This window comes from Streptomyces sp. NBC_00654, assembly GCF_026341775.1.
GTDB lineage: Bacteria > Actinomycetota > Actinomycetes > Streptomycetales > Streptomycetaceae > Streptomyces.
Genome location: NZ_JAPEOB010000001.1, coordinates 3437440 through 3454086, shown reverse-complemented (window position 1 = coordinate 3454086; position 16647 = coordinate 3437440). Strand labels below are relative to the sequence as shown.

Below are 16647 nucleotides of genomic sequence, written 5' to 3'. Positions count from 1 at the left end.
TAACTCAGTCAGGAAGTCCCGTGAATTTTTCAGTCCTACGCGGTGAGATCACCCACAGCTGAGCACCTTCGGGCAGCATGTCAGGCAATGTACTTCTGCATGTTCCGCAGGTTCCCGTCGGGTAGTCGATGTAGAGCACGGCCTTTCTGACGCCCGGGTTCATACGCAAGAACGCTGCTGCGTGAGTCTCCACGTGCTCCCCGTTGGCCTTCGTACGACCTGGGAGGTTCTTGAGGAGTCCAGACTGACCGCCTGGACCACTGATCATCGGCAGTTGATCACCCCCGACATCAAGAATTCCCACAGTGCGCCGGGGGTAGTCCTTCTGCAAATCCTTCAGGGACGGGCCGCAGTTGCTGTTGTGAACGAGGACCGGCGTCTCGCCCGCCAGCACATAGTACGTGTGGAGGTCTGCGACGGTGAGGTTGTGGACCGTGGTGGATGTGGTGCGATGGGTGACTGCGGTGATCTGTACCCAGGTGCCGTTGCTCGCCTGGAGCCATTGGCCGGCGGTGAGTTGGTCGGCTTCGATCCAGCGGTGCAGAGCGGGGACCCAGAAGGGGTGGCCGTCCGTGGCGGTCAGGGTGTGGGATGTGCCTGTGCCGAGGGTGATGTCGACCAGTTGTTTGTCCCCTGTGCCCTTGATCAGGGCGGTGACGGGGCGGGGGCCGCTTTCGCCTGTTTCGGGGTCGGTGGCCAGGACCTCGTCGCCGATCCGGATGTCCTTGATCGGTTTGCGGGTGCCGTCCGCCAGGAGTACGGGGGTGTCCGAGGTGAAGCTGTTGCCGGCCTTGAAGCACTTGCCGAGGGACGCCCACTTGGCCGCGCCCGCCGCACCGAGCATGCCGGTCGCGCAGCCCATGGCCGCGGAGGAGCCGACCTGGCCCCAGTTGACCTTGCGGCCTGACAGGCGTTGGCCGAGCCAGTCGAGGCCGGCTTCGGAGAGGCCGCCGATGACGCAGCCGGCGAGCAGTGGGTTGTTGCCGGAGGGGTCGGTGTAGGTGGTGGGTGAACTGAGCGCGTACTGGTAGAGGTTGGTGCCGCCGGCGTGGCCGATCGGGTCCTGGGAGATGAAGCGGCCGGACTCCGGGTCGTAGTAGCGGTTGCGGTAGTACAGGAGTCCGGTTCCGTCGGACTCGCGTCCGGTGAAGGTGTAGGGGTTGGACGATGCGGCGCCCGAGGTGGTGGGCTGGCCGTTGGGGTCGTAGGTGTAGCGGGTGGCGACTGTGCCGTCGGTGTTGGCCAGGCCGACGACGGTGCCCAGCGCGTCGGTGAGGTAGATCTGCGTGGCGTTGTTCTCGGTCCGGGTCAGGTACTCGTCCAGGCCGGACGTCGCGACGGTGGCTGTCGCGGCTCCTGTGGCGTCCTGTTCCACCAGTGGGTTGGAGCCGTCGGTCAGGTACTTCTTCGTGGTGGTGCCGAGGGTCTTCGCGGTGCGGGTGCCCAGTGCGTCGTACGTGAACAGGCTCGATGCTCCGCCGGTCGCGGTGAGTCCGGACAGCTGGCCGCGGGCGTTCCAGGTATAGGTGCGTTTTCCGTCGTCCTTGAGCCGACCGTCGGCGTCGTAGGTGAAGGAGCGGCCGTTGAAGGTGGTGACCCGGTTGTCCTTCCCGAACACCGCCCCTGTCTCCGCCGCCGGCAGCGCGACCGAGGCGAGGCTGCCGGACAGGCCGGTCTGGAGTCCGCGGACGTCCCTGGTGTAAGTGAGGTCACCGATACCGGCCGCACCCTTGGCATAGCCGATGTTCTTGACGGTTCCCGTCGTGTCCAGGGTGGTGGTGCGGGTGATGCCGCCCGGCAGTGCGGCGGTCTTCTCACGGCCCACCGCGTCCAGGCCGAAGGTGACCGCTTGGTCGCCGGAGGTGACGGAGGTGAGGATGCCGGAGGCGTCGTAGCCGTAGAGCGTGGTCTTCCCGGCCGCGGTCATCTCCGTGCGTCGGTCCGCCGCGTCGTGAACGTAGGAGACCTCGCCGGTCGGCCCGGTGACCGTCTTCGGCCGGTCGTACACGTCGTATCCGAAGGTCTGTGTCCCCGCCTGGGTGTCCGTGATCGTCTTCGGCAGGTCGACAGCGTCGTAGGCGTAGGTGGCGGTGGACTCGGCCGTACCGGCTATGTTCACGCCGTACTTGGCGTTCTTCGCCCGTCCCAGCAGGTCGTACTCGGCAGTGGCGACCTGGCCCGAGCGACTGGTCACCTTCGCCAGATGGCCCGCGGGGTCATAGGCGAACAGCGCCTGCGCTCCCAGCGGATCCTTCGCCGACTTGGCCCGGTCCGCGTTGTCGTACGCCCAAGAAGTGGCGTTGTTGCGGGCGTCGGTGAGGGTGGTCAGGTTGCCGTTCTCGTCATAGTCCAGGGCTGTGGCCTGGCCGAGAGGATCGGTGACCTTGCGGGTCTGGTTGAGAGCGTCGTAGGTGAGAGTCGTGAGGGATCCTGCCGCGTCGGTCAGAGCGGACGGCCGCCCTGCCGCGTCCAGGAACTGGCTGCTGGTGCGGCCCTCCGCGTCCTTGACCGACACCAACTCACCGTTCAGGTAGGTGTATTCGGTCACCGCTTGGGAGGCGTCGGTCACCGTCTTCACCTGCCCGTCGGGGGTGTAGGTGAGAGCGGTTTTCCGGTTTGCGGGGTCGGTGACGGTCCGCAGGTCGCCGTCGGCGTCGTAGCCGAGGACGGTGGTGTTGTCCAATGGGTCGGTGAGGGCGGTGGGCTGGTCGTACGGACCGTCGTAGACCGCGGTGCCGGACTGGCGGGCCTGTGGCGTTCCCGCGAGCTCGGTGGTGCGGGTGATGTATCCGTTGGTGTCGTAGGTGAGTTCGGTGCGGCGGCCGTACGGGTCGGTGACCGCGTCCACGCGGTGGCGCGGCCCCCGGTGGTATTGGGTGATGCGGGCGAGCGTGCTGCCGTGGGCCTGGGTGTCCTTGACCCCGTAGCCGTCGGCGTCGAATTCGACCCGCCTCTGAGACCCGCCGGGCTGGGTGACCGTTGTGGAGGTGACCTTGCCCGCACCGGTCAGCGTGTACGCGAAGGTGTACTTGGCGCCTTCGGTGAGCGTCTGCTCCTTGACCCGCCCGCTCTCGTAGACATTGGTCATGTAGGTGATGCCGCGGGCGTCCACTGCTGTCTTGATGCGGTTGGACGTGCCGTCGTACGCGTAGCGGCTGATCTTGCCTGCCGGATCCTTGACGGTTTCCAGACGTCCGGTGGTGTCGTAGGTGTACTCGGTCGTGCGGCCCGCGTTGTCCCGGACTGATGAGACGCGCTTCTTGGTGTCGTAGGCGAGGGAGATCCAGCGACCACCCGGGGTGGAGATCTGCGTGATCTCGCCCTTGTTGCCGGCGCGCGTCAGCTGTACGGCGTTGCCGTGCCGGTCCCGGATTTCCTTGAGTGGCGCGTACTGGGGGAAGATCCAGGTGGTGCCGTCACGGAACTTCATGTGCCACGCTCTGTCGCCGCCCCACACAATCTTCGTGCCGTGGTATCCGGACGGGGTTCCGGAGGGTTCGAAGACCGCGTCGGAGTAGCCCGTGCCGGGCGAGGTGCGTACGAAGGGGACCGACTGGCCGCCGGGCAGGTACAGGTCGACCTGTTCGTACTGTTTCTTCGAGTGCAGGAAGACGTTGTAGGAGAGGTCGCGTCCGATACCGAAGGCGCGGGTTCGCGTGTCGCCCTGCCAGTAGGTCCGGGTGATCTCTGCCGAGCCGCGGGAGTCGGAAACGGCCAGGTCGGTACGCGAGTCGGTGAGCATTCCGGTGGACAGGTCGACAGGGTCGCCGGACAGCCAGTCGACAACGTCCTTCACCCACGGCAGGTCCCAGGGCAGCCAGTCGGGGATGTTGAACATCGCACCGTGAAAGGCCCAGACCCGTGTCTTGGCATCGGGCACGACCTGGCGGCCGTCGGCAGACACCTTCCCGTGCCCGTAGACGTACCAGCCCTTCTTCTTCGGGTCGTAGTCCATGAACTCCACACGAGTGCCGGGGGCTTCGCGTGTGTAGTTCGGATAGATGACCTGCGCACCCTTGGGAAAGACGTATGTACCGCCCGGCTGCACGGTGAAGTACACCGGCACGACGCTGTTCTCGGGCAGTGGGAACGGTGGCCGGTCGATGGGTATGGCCGTGATTCCCAGCTCCGTGACCGGCTTGCCGTTCTCGTCCCGGACCACCGAACCCTTGGGAATACGGACTTCCAGCCCGGGAATCTTCGGGGTCTTCAGAATGACGTCGGTCTTCGCCGGGGCGGCGAAGCTCACCGTGTTCTTGGTGTCGAGGGGCGTCATCCACACCGGGAACCCGAGATCGACGCTCTGGCCGTCCTTCGGGCTGATGTGGATGTCGAAGCGGCCGTACTGACGCTTCCTCGTGTTCGCTGTCGAGCCGTCGACCACCAGGGTCTTCGCGTCAGGGCTGATGCCGGCCAGCAGGAACCTGCCGCGGGAGTCGGTTCTGGCCGTCTTGTCGCCGACGGAGACGGTGACCTTCGCTAGGGGCTTGCCGTCCAGCTTCAGCACGTGGCCGGTCAGCGCCGTTCTGCCGGAGGGCGAACGGAGTTTCCGGGGAGCTTCCGGGCCGTGGCCGCGGCCTGTGACCCAGTCCCGACCGGCTTTCTGCTGCTTGCCCGGCTGCCAGGCGTCCGCCCCCTCGGGAACGATCCGTGCCGCACCGCTCGTGCCGCCACCACTGTTCGCTCCGGTGGCGGACCGGTCCTTGAGACCGAGAGTCACTTGACCGGTGGACGAGCCTATCTGCGCAATCACCAGGGTGTAGGTGCCCGGGGTGAGGGAAGCAAGGGACGCCGAGACGGTCGTCTTGGATATGTACGTGGAGCCTCGGACCTCCCCTGCTGAACCGATCAGCGTCGCGAACCAGTCAAACGGCGACGGGGCCTCGATCTCGAGATCGGGTTTGGCTCCGTTCTGCGCCTCGACCGTGAAGGTGAAATAGGAGTGCACGTGCGGCTGGGAGATCACCGCCGTCCGTTTGGCACCGCCCAGCGTCAGTGTTCCGGCATTCACCCCGGGCACCCTCGATGCGGTCACCGTGCCCGGAGACATCCGAGTGGGCTGGACCAGAAGCAGATGTGTTCCCTCGGCCAGGGGCGTGGGAAGAGCCACTCCGCCATCTCCCGATGCCGCATTGATGTATCCGGCGCCGTTCACGACCTGGCCGGCGGGGGTGACTCGTGCGACGGTGCCGCCCCTCATCACGTTCGGTCCGGACAGGACGACCGAGATCCCGCTGCTGTCCGCGGCGTGGACGGGAACGATGAGCTGCTGACCCGGCCGTGTCAGTTCTGCTTGTGTACTGGGGCTGCTGGTGGTGAGGGGCGTGGCTGTTACAGGAGTCGAGAGCCAGAACTTCATCGACCCGGCGGCGGCCGAACTCGGCTGGAGCACCACTGCGTAGTCGTCTCCAGCAATCAGGTCGTTCAAGTGCAGACTGCCGTCGCTGTTCGCGATGACGGCTCCGTACCCTCCAACGTGATTTCCGTTGGCGTCCCGTGCGTTGAGGGAGGAATTCGTCGGGATGGTCACGTCGGTGACGCCGATTCCCACGATTCTGCCGGGCGGTGCGGTGAACTCCGCTTGCACCTGTTGCCCGCGTCGCGCCACCACCGATACGGAGGCCGCGTCCGGCGAAAGGGAGATCTTGACGTCTGCCGACAGCAGAAGCCCCAGTGTTCCGGTGACCCCCGGGTCGGGGTTGACAGTGACGACGTAGGTTCCCGTCTCCGGCAGGTTCCCCAACACGACTGTCCCGGAGACTCCGGAAGCGTGGGGCCCTCCCACGCCGACAGTCCCACCGGACGGCGCCTGCACAGTGACAGTGGCCCTGCCGGTGAAGGTGCTGTCGAGCGCACCGATCGTGAGATCGTCGCCTTGCTGGGCCTCGAAGACGGTGCGCGCCAGCTGCCCCGGCCTATTCAGACTGACCTGGGTAGGCGTTGCGTCGGTCGGTGCGAGTCGGCCCGCCTCCAACGGCAGAGACGCGGTGACCGTGACTGTCCCCGGCCCCGTGCTTGAGTCGGCCGGCTCGATGACAAGGGAGTACGTTCCGGAGACCGGCAGGTCGGTGAGATCCCAGTCGAAGAGTTTGCCGGGACTCACCCGGACGTCATCGAGCTCGACATCCTGGGGAGAGACCATCCGCAACCGCAGGTCGCCCTTGAACGTCGAGCCGGAGAGGTGGAAGCTCAGCAAGTCGCCCGCGTCGGCGTCGATCAGCACTCGGGCTCTCTTGTCGGAGGCAGAGATCGCGACCGAAGGCGGATTCTCATCGGTCGGCGACGTACCGACAGTTGTCTCGAACTCGTTTCCCTCCAGAGGAACATCGAAGTAGTCGGGAGCCACCTCCTGACCGTCAGGGGTCTCGACCGTGATCCGCCCTGCCTTGGCACCTGCGGGGACCTTCACCGTCAGAGCCGTGTCAGTGCGTTCGACGACCTCCGCGATCCTGCCGCCGTTGAAACGCACGACGTTGTCCGTCTTCGCAGACGCGAAACCAGACCCGGAGAGCACCACTACTGTCCCTGGCGGCCCGCTGGTCGGCGCATACGAGGTGACGCTGGGCTTGCCCAAGGCGGGCGTGAAGGTCTCTACCGACGCTGCGTTGGCAGCGCCGACTGCTACTGACACCGGCCCCTTGACCGCGCCCGAGGGAACGGTCACCACCAGTCGGGTGGCCGAAGCCGACGTAACCGTGGCCGTCTTCGTTCCGAACGAGACCGTGTTGGAGGCCGCCGTTGCCGAGAACCCCGTGCCGGAAAGAGTGACGCTCGCGCCGGATGCAGCGCGGACAGGAACCAGGGAGAGAACCGACAGGACGCTCGACGCGAAACGGTCCACGCCGAGGCGGTTGCCCGCCGCGTCGTAGCGGTAGCGGGCGGTCTCGCCGTCCGGGTCCGTGACACCGACGAGGCGGGATGCCGCATCGTAGGCGTACACCGCATTGTTCGTGGTCGGCTCGGCGGCCGCAGGCGCAGTCGGCCCCATGGGGCTGCCCACTGGCGTCGACTCGCTGAGGGTGCCGCCCCGAGTCTGCGAGGACACTCCTGATGAGGGGGCGGATGGGGCCGCCTCGGCAGAGACCAGCCCTACCGACAAAGCCAGCCCCAGCACCCCGACCGTGAGTGCCCGCCAGCGTGCGGACACACCTGTTCCGAACCGTTCGCCGCGCATGCGCACGCCGCCCCTCCCCAGAACCCCCTCATGAGCCACGAATGACCCACGACACCCACACTCCCCAGGCGAGCGATCACAAGGTACACACAAACTGTCGCCGTCGGACGGAAGAAGACAAGATCACGCCAACGCGACACACTCACAGCTGTGTTGACTGTCCACTCGTGATGGAGATCAACTATCCAGAAACCTCAGCTCAGAGTGCTCGATCAGGCGTCGCCGATTCACTGCTCCCCATAGACAGCCTCCGTACACCTTCGCCATCTCCAGGTCAGATTCGTCCGAGTTGAGGCAGGCGCGAAGTGTGCAAAGTCCTCTGCGCCCGTCGGCGGGGTTCGTCGTCGTGCCGATAGCCGTGCCCGCTAGCCGTGGCGATTAGCGGCCACGGCGATCTGGCTGAAGACCAGTGCGGCCCAGCACGTCGTTGGCGGCATGTTCGGGGCCGATGGGCACGTGGGGCGACGTGGTCCTCTGCGCCGCATGCACCGCCGCATGCACCGCCGCACGGATCGGCGAGGTCTCAGGCTGCCGCGTCGGAGACATCGACATCACCCAGTGGATCTGGACCGTGCGGCGCCAGACCGCACCCGCGCGCACGTCCACGCCCACACCCACACCCACACCCACACCCTCCGCAGGATCGCCGGCCGCGATTCCCTGGCCACCACCCAGCGCTACCTCCACCCGGGCATACACAAGATCACAGCCGCCGACGCAGCGCGCTCCCCGCCGAGCCCGATCGTCATGACCCGCTGACGCCGGCCAAGGGCGCCCGTCCAGGACACCGGCCCCCGACTGGTCCCCAAAACGATCAAGGGCCGGTTTCGGATTTCTCCGAAACCGGCCCTGATCTGCGACTGTCTCCAGTCGGGACGACAGGATTTGAACCTGCGACCCCTTGACCCCCAGTCAAGTGCGCTACCAAGCTGCGCCACGTCCCGTTGCTTGTCTGACCTGGGCTTTTCCCCTGGCCGAACGCGCATGAGAACAATACCGCACTTGAACGGGTGCTCACGAACGGCTTTCGTTCCTTGACCTCAACCTTGGTTGAGGTTAGACACTGTGTGCATGACGAACACGACCGCCGCACCGGTACGCGGCTACCAGGACCTGGACCGTCTGATCGGCCTGATGACGGGCGACGAGAAGCACGGCCCGGCCGCCCATTCCACGCTGGACGCCCTGTGGGTGCTGTACGACCGGGTACTGCGGGTCACCCCCGGGACCGTCGCCGACCCCGGACGGGACCGCTTCCTCCTCTCCAAGGGGCACGGGCCGATGGCGTACTACGCCGTTCTGGCGGCACGCGGATTCTTCGGCGAGGAGCTGCTGCCCGGCTTCGGGTCGTACGACTCGCCGCTGGGACACCACCCGGACCGGGTACTGGTCCCGGGCGCCGAGATCGGCAGCGGCTCGCTGGGCCACGGGCTCCCGCTGGCCGTGGGAACCGTGCTGGGACTGCGGGCGCAGGGGCTCACCGGTCCGCGGGTGTGGGTGCTGACGGGGGACGCGGAGCTCGACGAGGGCAGCAACCACGAGGCGATCGCCTACGCCGGTCCCGCGGGGCTGGAACAGCTGCACACCATGGTGATCGACAACGCCTCCGCGAGCCATGCCCTGCCCGGCGGCATCGCCGCCCGGTTCGAGGCGGCCGGATGGTCCACGGTGACCGTGGACGGACGGGACCACGAGGCGCTGTACGCGGCCTGCACCGCACCGCACCCGGGCCGCCCCCTGGCCGTGGTCGCGCGGGTGGCCCCCGAGCGCTGACACCGCGCGCAGCACGGGCACGACGCCCAGCCGGCCCCGGCCCGCCCGGACCGCCGACACGACCCGCCACAACGGAGGAACACCCTCATGGACACCATGCGCGACCGTTTCATCGCCACCACCTCACAGCTCCTGGACGAGGACCCCCGGCTGGCCCTGGTGCTGGCCGAGATCAGCCGCGACGGCTTCAGGCAGGCCGAGCGGAACCACCCGGACCGGGTGATCAATGTGGGCATCCGGGAGCAACTGCTGATCGGGGCGGGCGCCGGAATGGCGCTGACGGGCATGCGGCCGCTGATGCACACCTTCGCCAGCTTCCTGGTGGAGCGGCCGTTCGAGCAGGTCAAGCTGGACCTCGGCCACCAGAACCTCGGCGCGGTCCTGGTCAGTGCCGGTGCGTCGTACGACTGGCCGGCCGGGGGCTTCACCCATATGTCCCCGGGCGACGTGGCGCTCCTGGACACGCTCGACGACTGGACGGTACTGGTGCCGGGCCACCCCGACGAGGCCGAGACCCTGCTCCGGCGGGCGGTGGCGGGGGAAGGCCGGGTGTATGTCCGGCTCTCCCTCCAGTCGAACCGGGAGGGGCGGCCCGTGACCGGGACCGGATTCACCGTCGTACGGGAGGGGCGGGGCGGCACCGTGGTCGCGGTCGGGCCCATGCTGGACAACGTCCTGGCGGCGGTCGAGGGCCTGGATGTGACCGTGCTGTACGCCACGACGGTGCGCCCCTTCGACGCGGCCGGCCTGCGGCGGGCCGTCGGTGCGGGTCCCGGCGCCGATGTGGTGATCGTGGAGCCGTATCTGGCGGGCACCTCGACGGCGGCGGCCAATGACGCGCTCGCGGAGCTGCCCCACCGGGTGCTCGGCCTCGGGGTGGGGCGGGCGGAGCTGCGGCGGTACGGGCAGATGGACGAGCATCTGGCGGCGCACGGACTGGACCCGCACGGTCTGCGCGAGCGGATCACGGGCTTCCTGCCGGCCTGAGCGGCGGACGGCCGGCGGCGGACGCGGGGAGCGGCCCGCGCCGCGAGCGCGGGTCACACCGCTGACTGTCCGCACGCACGGTCGATGGGCCGTCCCGGTCTCGCCACGCCGCAAGCCCCGCGCGGGCCGTTCTCAGTCCGCGCGTACCTGGCCCCGCTCGAAGTACGCCGCCAGTTCCGGGTCCAGTGCGGGCACCGTGGCCGGGGTGCCGCCGTCGCGCAGCGAGGCCGTGGCCCGTACGCCCGCCGCGACCGCCATCCGGGCCGCCACCGGTGAGGTGTCGGTACGGCCGCCCTCCCGGACGAATCGCAGGAACTCGTCCACGAGCAGCGGGTCGGCGCCGCCGTGCCCGGCGTTGTCCTCGGCGGCGGGGATCTCATGGGTCTCGTCCGCCTCGGGGCGGTAGCCGGAGCGCCGGGTGTTCCAGACCTTCACACAGCCGCCGGGGCCGTCGCCGAAGTTCTCCAGGCGGCCCGCGTCGCCGATGACCGTGTAGTTGCGCCAGTAGTCGGGGGTGAAATGGCACTGCTGGTAGGAGGCCAGCACCCCGTTGTCGAGGCGCATGTTGAGCAGCGACACGTCCTCGACGTCGATGACGGGGTTGAGCGCCCGCTGGGTGTGCGGGGGCCAGTGGCCGTCCTTGGTGTACCAGTCGTCCGCCTTGGGCTCCCCCGGCTCGCGCCGGTGCGGGTTGTCGCCGTAGACCATCAGGTCGCCGAGCGCCTGCACGTCCTTGGCGTAGCCGCCGGCCAGCCAGTGCAGGACGTCGATGTCGTGGGCCGCCTTCTGGAGCAGCAGCCCGGTGGTGTAACGCCGTTCGGCGTGCCAGTCCTTGAAGTACCAGTCGCCGCCGTATCCGACGAAGTGCCGGATCCAGACGGTCTTTATCTCGCCGATGGCGCCGTCGCGGATCAGGTCGCGCATCAGTCTGACGACGGGCATGTGGCGCATGTTGTGCCCGATGTAGAGCCGGGTCCCGGTCTCGTACGCCGTGCGCAGGATGGTGTCGCAGCGCTCGACGCTGATGTCGAGGGGCTTCTCGACGAAGACCGGCTTGCCCGCCCGGAGTGCTTCGCAGGCCAGGTCCGCGTGGGTGTGGTCGGGGGTGAGGACCAGGACCGCGTCGATGTCCGGGTCCTCGATGACCGTGCGGTGGCCGGCGGACATGGCCGCGCCCGGGAAGGCCGCGGCCGCCTCCGTACGGGCGCGGGGGTCCGGTTCCGCCAGCGCGGTGACGCGGGCGCCGGAGCCGGGCCGGTGGGCGGTGCGGGCGAGTGAGCCGCGCAGGCCGTAGCCGAGCACGCCGATACGGAGGTCGGTCATGAGGTCTTCCTTCGTTGTTCAGTGGTGCGTGGTGGCCGGTGTCAGGGGTGGACGAGGACCTGGGAGAGGGCGACGCGTCCGGTTCCCGCGACCCTGATCTTCACGGTGCGGGTGGTGCTGTCCAGGTCCAGAACGGTCGGGCGCAAGGACTTTCCGCCGACGTGGACGGACCCGTCGTCCGTGATGACGTCGAAGTCGGCCGTCGTGGAGGAGGCGTTGTTCCAGATCTCGATCTGACGGACGCGCCGCTTCGTACCGAGGTCGACCTGCCACCAGGCTCCCGCCTCGGCGAGGGTGCGGGTGTCGGTGTTGGTGTCCGCGTCCAGGGCGAGGGCGGCGGTGGCCGTCCCGTCGGTCGAGGACTGGGTCGCGGTGCCCGTACGGGCCAGGTCGGTGCGCAGCTGCTCGACGCGTCCGCCGTGGGCGCCGGCCCGGGAGGCGACGGCCAGTGCGGCGGCCGGCAGCCGGTCGAGGCCGGTGAGGTTGTCCGTCATGACGGAGCCGGTGCCGCCGAGGGCGGGTGCCGCGGTGTCGGTCCAGTTGCCGCGGGCGGTGTTCCGGATGCCGTAGTCCGCCCAGTTGGAGACCCACTTGTAGCCGATACGGGTGATGACGTTCTTCTCGACGAGGATGTGCGAGGACTGTTCGTCGAGGTAGATGCCGTTGCCGTCGCGCTCGGTGTTGCCGAAGGCGGAGCGGTTGATGTAATTGCCGGACAGGAGGGTGCCGGGCTGGGCGCCCTGGGTGTAGATCGCGCCGCCGTCGTGCTGCTCCTGGGCCACTTCCATCACGTCGGTGATGCGGTTGTCCGTCACCTTGTTGTCGCGCAGGACGGACTTCTGGGCCTCGGGCTGGTTCCAGCCCCAGCCGACGGAGATGCCGGAGTACGGCAGGTGTTCCAGGGTGTTGTGGTCGACGGTCAGCCCGGCCTCGTATCCGGCCCAGATGCCCACCGAGTCGGTGTACTCGACGCCGGAGCGGCGGATCGTGTTGTACGCGACGGTGTTCCGTTCGCCCGCGAGCGCCGTACCGGGCAGCGGCTCCGTGTCACCGACGTACACCGCGCCGGAGGACAGGTCGGTGAAGGAGGACCGGGTCAGGGCGCTGTCCTTGGTGCCGGCTTCGAGGATCGCGCCCGCCCCGCCGAGGTGCTCGAAGCGCGCGCCGTCGATGCTGACACGCCGGCCGCCGCGCACGGTGAGTGCCGCGGCGGGCTTGGTGTAGTAGCGGCCCGCGTGGTCGACGGGGCCGGTGGCGCCGGTGAGGGTGAGACCGGCCTGCATGCCCGCGTAGCCCTCGTCGGTTCCGGGCTGCCGGTAGGCCGCGTACGCGAAGCCGATGCCGCTGACCGTGATGTCGTGGGCGCCGTCCATGACGAGGAGCTGTTCGGTGTGCGGGGTGACCACCTGGGCGCGGCGCATGTTCTCGCCCTCGCGCGGCAGGTAGGTGACCGTGCGGGCTTCGGAGTTCCAGGTGAACTCGCCGGGTGTGTCGAGGAGTTCGGGAGCGTTCTCGAAGAAGGCGACCCCGCTGTAGCGGGCGGAGTCGACCGTGGTGGAGTCCCAGGAGGGACCGGTGCGGTCGGTGCCGCTCGCGGAGTTGGTCCAGCAGGGCTGGGCGAAGGTCATGACGTCGCCGCTGACGCCCGCGATACGGCAGTGGTAGTTGCGCCAGCGGACCCGGATCACCACTTCGGCGTCGGTGGGGCGCTGCCACCGGGCGATGCCGGTGGCGCCGGCGCCGGTCATCCCCGTCGTCGTGGCGTCGCAGACGGCGGCCGCGCAGGCCTCGCCCCGGGCCCGGACGGCCCGCCGTCCGTCGATGAAGAGCTGGCGCGGGGTGACGCCCTCGGGGACGGGGGCGGTCCAGGTGCCGTCGGCGTCGCGCTGCCAGCCGGTGAGGTCGCGCCCGCCGGACAGGACGGGACGGGCGCCGGGGGCCGCGGTCCAGGTGACGGTGCGGCCGTTCTTCCCGGAGTCCTCGGCGCCGAGCTCCAGCGGCTCCGTCAGCCGGTACGTACCTCCCTTGAGGAGTACCCGGACGTCCCGGCCGCCCTCGGTGCGGGCCCGGACCCGGGCGCCTTCGACGGAGCAGGGCCTGGAGGCCGTGCAGGAGGTGCCGCGCCCGTCGGGGCCCGCGTACAGGGTGCGGGTCCCGGGGGCGGCCTGGGCGGTGGGGGCCGCGAGGAGTGCCGCGAGGAAGGTGGTGGTGACGGCTGCGGCGGTTCCCCGCAGGAGGTGCGCGGTGCGGTTCACGCGGTGGCCTTCCAGTCGGGGTGGCCGGGCATGGGCGGGTTCACGGCTCCGAAGAGCCAGTCGCGCAGGAACGGGTCGAGCGACTTCCTGCCGGTGACCTTGACGGTGTGCCGGATGAAGTCCTCGCTGGAGACGTTGCCGTCCTTGTGCCGCTGGGGCCACAGCCGCATCACGCGGTCGAAGTCCCGGTCGCCGATCTGCCGGCGCAGGGCGTACAGGACCAGGGCGCCGCCGTCGTAGATGTTGGTGCCGCCGAGCGCCTTGGGCAGTCCGGGCGGGCCGTCCTTGGCGCGGATCGCGTCGAGCTTGCCGTAGGTGGCCCTCATCTTGTCGGCGAGGACGGACCAGCCGCGCTCCTCGCCGTAGAGGGCGGCGTAGTAGACGGCGGGGCCCTCGTTGAGCCAGGCCTGCTGCCAGTCGGCGGGGGTCACGGAATCGCCCCACCACTGGTGGACCAGCTCATGGACCATGGTGGTCTCGTAGCCCGGCTGTCCGTTGGCGTTGGGCTTGAACCAGTTGGTGGAGAAGAGCGAGAGGGTCTGGTTCTCCAGCGCGTCGGTGTAGCCGTCGTAGATGTGGACGCCGTAGACGGAGAACGGGTAGCGGCCGAACTTCGCCTCGCACCAGGCCAGATGGTCGGCGGTGCGGGCGACGATCGGGGCGTAGGTGTCCTCCAGGCCCTGGGGCACGATGTGGCGCAGCGGCAGTCCGCGGTGGCCGGTGCCGTACAGGTAGGTGCCCTTGACGACGGCGATGCCGATCAGTTCGGTCGCCATCCGCTCGCGGAGCGCGAAGTGCCAGACGGTGGAGCCGTCGGCGCGCGGGGTCCGGTGCAGCAGTTCGCCGTTGGCGGTGGCGACGAAGCCCTTGGGGGCACTGATGTGGAAGGTCCAGGTCGCCTTGTCCGACGGGGTGTCGTTGCAGGGCAGGAAGGTGTCGGCGCGGGAGGACTGGGCGGCGGAGGCGAAGCCGCCGTCGGTGCCGAACTTCCAGCCGGTGAGACCGAGCCGGGGCGCCTTGCCGTTGCCCCGGTAGCGGACCTCGACGGTGAACGCCTGGCCGTCGCGCAGGGCGCGGGCCGGGGTGACGGTGAGTTCCTGGCCGCTCTGGCCGGCGGTCAGTTCCCAGGTGGCCGTACGTCCCTGGACGGTGATGGCCTCGATGGTGTGGCCGTCGGTGTCCAGGTTGAACGCGGACAGGTCCTGGGTGGCGCGGGCGCTCATCCTCACGACGCCGGTGAAGTCGTACGTCACCGGGGTGAAGTCGAAGGTGAGGTCGTAGTGGAGGACCTGGTAGCCGCCGTTGCCGAGCGTCGGGAAGAGCGGGTCGCCGACTCCGTCCGAGCCGGGCCTCGGGTCGAAGCGGTGCGGGCGGGCCGTTGCGGGCGTACCGAGGACGGGTACGGCCACGGCCGCGGCGACCGCCGCGCCGCCGAGCCCGAGGAGTGAGCGTCGCGTTGTCACTTCTTCCCCTTCTGGAAGGCCTCTTCGAACTCGCCGCGGGCCTGCTCGCCGCCCTTGGCCAGGTAGTCCTTGAGCAGCTGGTCGTACGCGGACATGGGCTTGCGGCCCGCGACGATGTCCTTGAGCGCGTCCTGCTTGAACGAGTAGAGGCTGCCGTAGCCCTTGGAGTCCCAGGTGGGAGAGGAGTACTGGAGCGTCGGGTCCTGCTCCATCATCGGGACCATCGTGGTGAACGCCTCGTGGACGTGGCGCACGCCCTGCTCGGAGTCGGCGCTGTAGATCGCGGGGACGGCGGAGGCCATGAACTTCCACGGCACCGTGACGTCCTGGGTGCCCTGCTTGGTGAGCGCCGGGTTGCCCTTGGCGTCGCGGGTGAAGTCCGTTCCTTCGACGCCGTAGTTGATCAGCGTGTACTCCTCGCTGCCGAACGGCGAGGCGGCGAAGTCGGCCAGCGCGAGGATCTGTCGCACCCGCTCGCCGGACGCCTTCTTCACATGGGTGTTCTCCAGCTTGACGTTGTCCATCCAGGCGACGGCACTCTCGCCGAACGGCACGAAGGGCCGCGGGTCGTACGTCTTGTCGATCGCCTTCATCGCGGCGATGTAGCCCACACCGGGCGCCAGGTAGGTGGGCATGCCGTCGTAGACGTACGCCCCCTTGCCGTTCTTGAACATGTCCGTGTACTGGGCCTTCTGCGCCCCGGACATCTGGAGGGTGCCGGGGTAGTAGCAGCCCGACTTGTACAGCGAGCGTGCCGTCTCGATGGCGCTGCGGTACTCGGGGGTCTCCAGATCGAGGGTGAATTTCCCGGTCTTCGCGTCGAGCCGCCAGGAGTACGGCGCTCCGGCCGACATCGCGAGGACGTTGTTGGCGCCCGCGATGATGGCGTACTGGTCCTTCTTGGGGCGGGTCAGCTCCTTGCACGCCTCGACGAAGCGGTCGAGGCCGGTGATCTGGTCGAGGCTCGTGATGCCGATCTCCTCGAAGAGATCGTGGCGGTAGAAGCCGGCGCCGCCGGTGCCGGTGCGGGCGATCGGGATGCCGTAGAGCTTGCCGCCGAAGATCGCGGCCTGCCAGGCGCCCTTCGGGATCGCGGCCAGGTTCGGGTAGTCCTTGATCTTGTCCCCGGCGAGGTACGGGGTCAGGTCGGCGCACTTGGCCCGGAGGAAGGCGGACTTGTTGTCGACGCCGCCGACCTCGGGGTACATGAAGAGGTCGGGCAGGCTGTCGCTGGCCACCATCGTGGAGAACTTGGTGCCGTAGTCGTCGGCGGGGACGGCGGTGATGTTCACCTGGCCGCCGAGAAGCTTCTCGATGCTCTGCCAGGCGGCGTTCTTGCCCCGGGCCGGCGGCGGCGGCGAGAAGGTCTCCATGGTGGCGCTGATCGGGGCGGCCCCCTTGAGCAGGGTGTTCTTCGTCGCGCGCAGCGGCTTGGCCGGGTAGCCGAAGAAGCCCTGCGGTACGCCGGCGGCGGTCGCGGCCAGGTCGGGCTTGAGGCCGATGTTGCGGATCGCCGTGGTGGGCAGCAGCGAGGCGCTCTTGGCCTCCGCCTTGGCCACGGTGCCGCCGTCGCCGCACGCGGCGAGCAGCGGGGCGGCGGCAAGCCCGAGACCGAGGCCCGCACCCATGCGGAACAGGGATCTGCGGTTGATGGGGGTGGAGCTCGACACAG

At 68.8% G+C, this 16647-nt stretch carries 8 protein-coding genes and 1 tRNA gene; 3 read left to right on the top strand and 6 right to left on the bottom strand.

Features of this window, described 5'->3' with window-relative positions:
- Window positions 1–4 precede the first annotated feature (4 nt).
- Window positions 5–6988: an RHS repeat-associated core domain-containing protein gene (locus OHA98_RS14745; RefSeq protein ID WP_353962245.1), complete on the bottom strand. Its 6984-nt coding sequence runs from the start codon at window positions 6986–6988 to the stop codon at window positions 5–7.
- A 744-nt stretch (window positions 6989–7732) separates the two neighbouring features.
- Between OHA98_RS14745 and OHA98_RS14735 the strand changes: the two genes are divergently transcribed.
- The gene (locus tag OHA98_RS14735) at window positions 7733–7933 is read left to right on the top strand and encodes a hypothetical protein (RefSeq protein ID WP_266925956.1); all 201 of its coding nucleotides are present in this window, start codon (window positions 7733–7735) and stop codon (window positions 7931–7933) included.
- Window positions 7934–8044: 111 nt separating this feature from the next.
- Here OHA98_RS14735 and OHA98_RS14730 read toward each other — a convergent pair.
- A tRNA-Pro gene (locus tag OHA98_RS14730) sits at window positions 8045–8118 on the bottom strand.
- Between the two features lie 127 nt (window positions 8119–8245).
- On the opposite strand from OHA98_RS14730, the gene OHA98_RS14725 reads away from it, so the two are divergent.
- Entirely contained in the window at window positions 8246–8947 is a 702-nt protein-coding gene (locus OHA98_RS14725; RefSeq protein WP_266925955.1) for a transketolase, read from the top strand.
- An 87-nt stretch (window positions 8948–9034) separates the two neighbouring features.
- Window positions 9035–9934 carry a transketolase family protein gene (locus tag OHA98_RS14720; RefSeq protein ID WP_266925953.1) on the top strand — a complete coding sequence of 300 codons (900 nt, stop codon included), beginning with the start codon at window positions 9035–9037 and terminating at the stop codon, window positions 9932–9934.
- Between the two features lie 132 nt (window positions 9935–10066).
- Here OHA98_RS14720 and OHA98_RS14715 read toward each other — a convergent pair whose 3' ends face one another.
- From OHA98_RS14715 to OHA98_RS14700, 4 genes are read right to left on the bottom strand one after another with little or no spacing between them, the layout of a single operon-like run.
- Entirely contained in the window at window positions 10067–11257 is a 1191-nt protein-coding gene (locus tag OHA98_RS14715) for a Gfo/Idh/MocA family protein (RefSeq protein ID WP_266925951.1), read from the bottom strand.
- Between the two features lie 41 nt (window positions 11258–11298).
- Complete coding sequence (locus OHA98_RS14710; protein ID WP_266925949.1) at window positions 11299–13512, bottom strand: right-handed parallel beta-helix repeat-containing protein; 2214 nt, start codon at window positions 13510–13512, stop codon at window positions 11299–11301.
- The gene (locus OHA98_RS14705) at window positions 13509–14975 is read right to left on the bottom strand and encodes a M1 family metallopeptidase (protein WP_266925948.1); all 1467 of its coding nucleotides are present in this window, start codon (window positions 14973–14975) and stop codon (window positions 13509–13511) included. The genes OHA98_RS14710 and OHA98_RS14705 overlap by 4 nt, the downstream gene beginning before the upstream one ends.
- Window positions 14972–16645 carry an extracellular solute-binding protein gene (locus OHA98_RS14700; protein WP_266925947.1) on the bottom strand — a complete coding sequence of 558 codons (1674 nt, stop codon included), beginning with the start codon at window positions 16643–16645 and terminating at the stop codon, window positions 14972–14974. The genes OHA98_RS14705 and OHA98_RS14700 overlap by 4 nt, the downstream gene beginning before the upstream one ends.
- Between the last annotated feature and the right edge of the window lie 2 nt (window positions 16646–16647).

Bases quoted from the DNA above. Each gene is read 5' to 3' on its own strand.
- OHA98_RS14720 (WP_266925953.1), top strand. From the start codon at position 9,035: ATGGACACCATGCGCGACCGTTTCATCGCCACCACCTCACAGCTCCTG.
- OHA98_RS14715 (WP_266925951.1), bottom strand. From the start codon at position 11,257: ATGACCGACCTCCGTATCGGCGTGCTCGGCTACGGCCTGCGCGGCTCA.
- OHA98_RS14725 (WP_266925955.1), top strand. From the start codon at position 8,246: ATGACGAACACGACCGCCGCACCGGTACGCGGCTACCAGGACCTGGAC.
- OHA98_RS14745 (WP_353962245.1), bottom strand. From the start codon at position 6,988: ATGGGGCCGACTGCGCCTGCGGCCGCCGAGCCGACCACGAACAATGCG.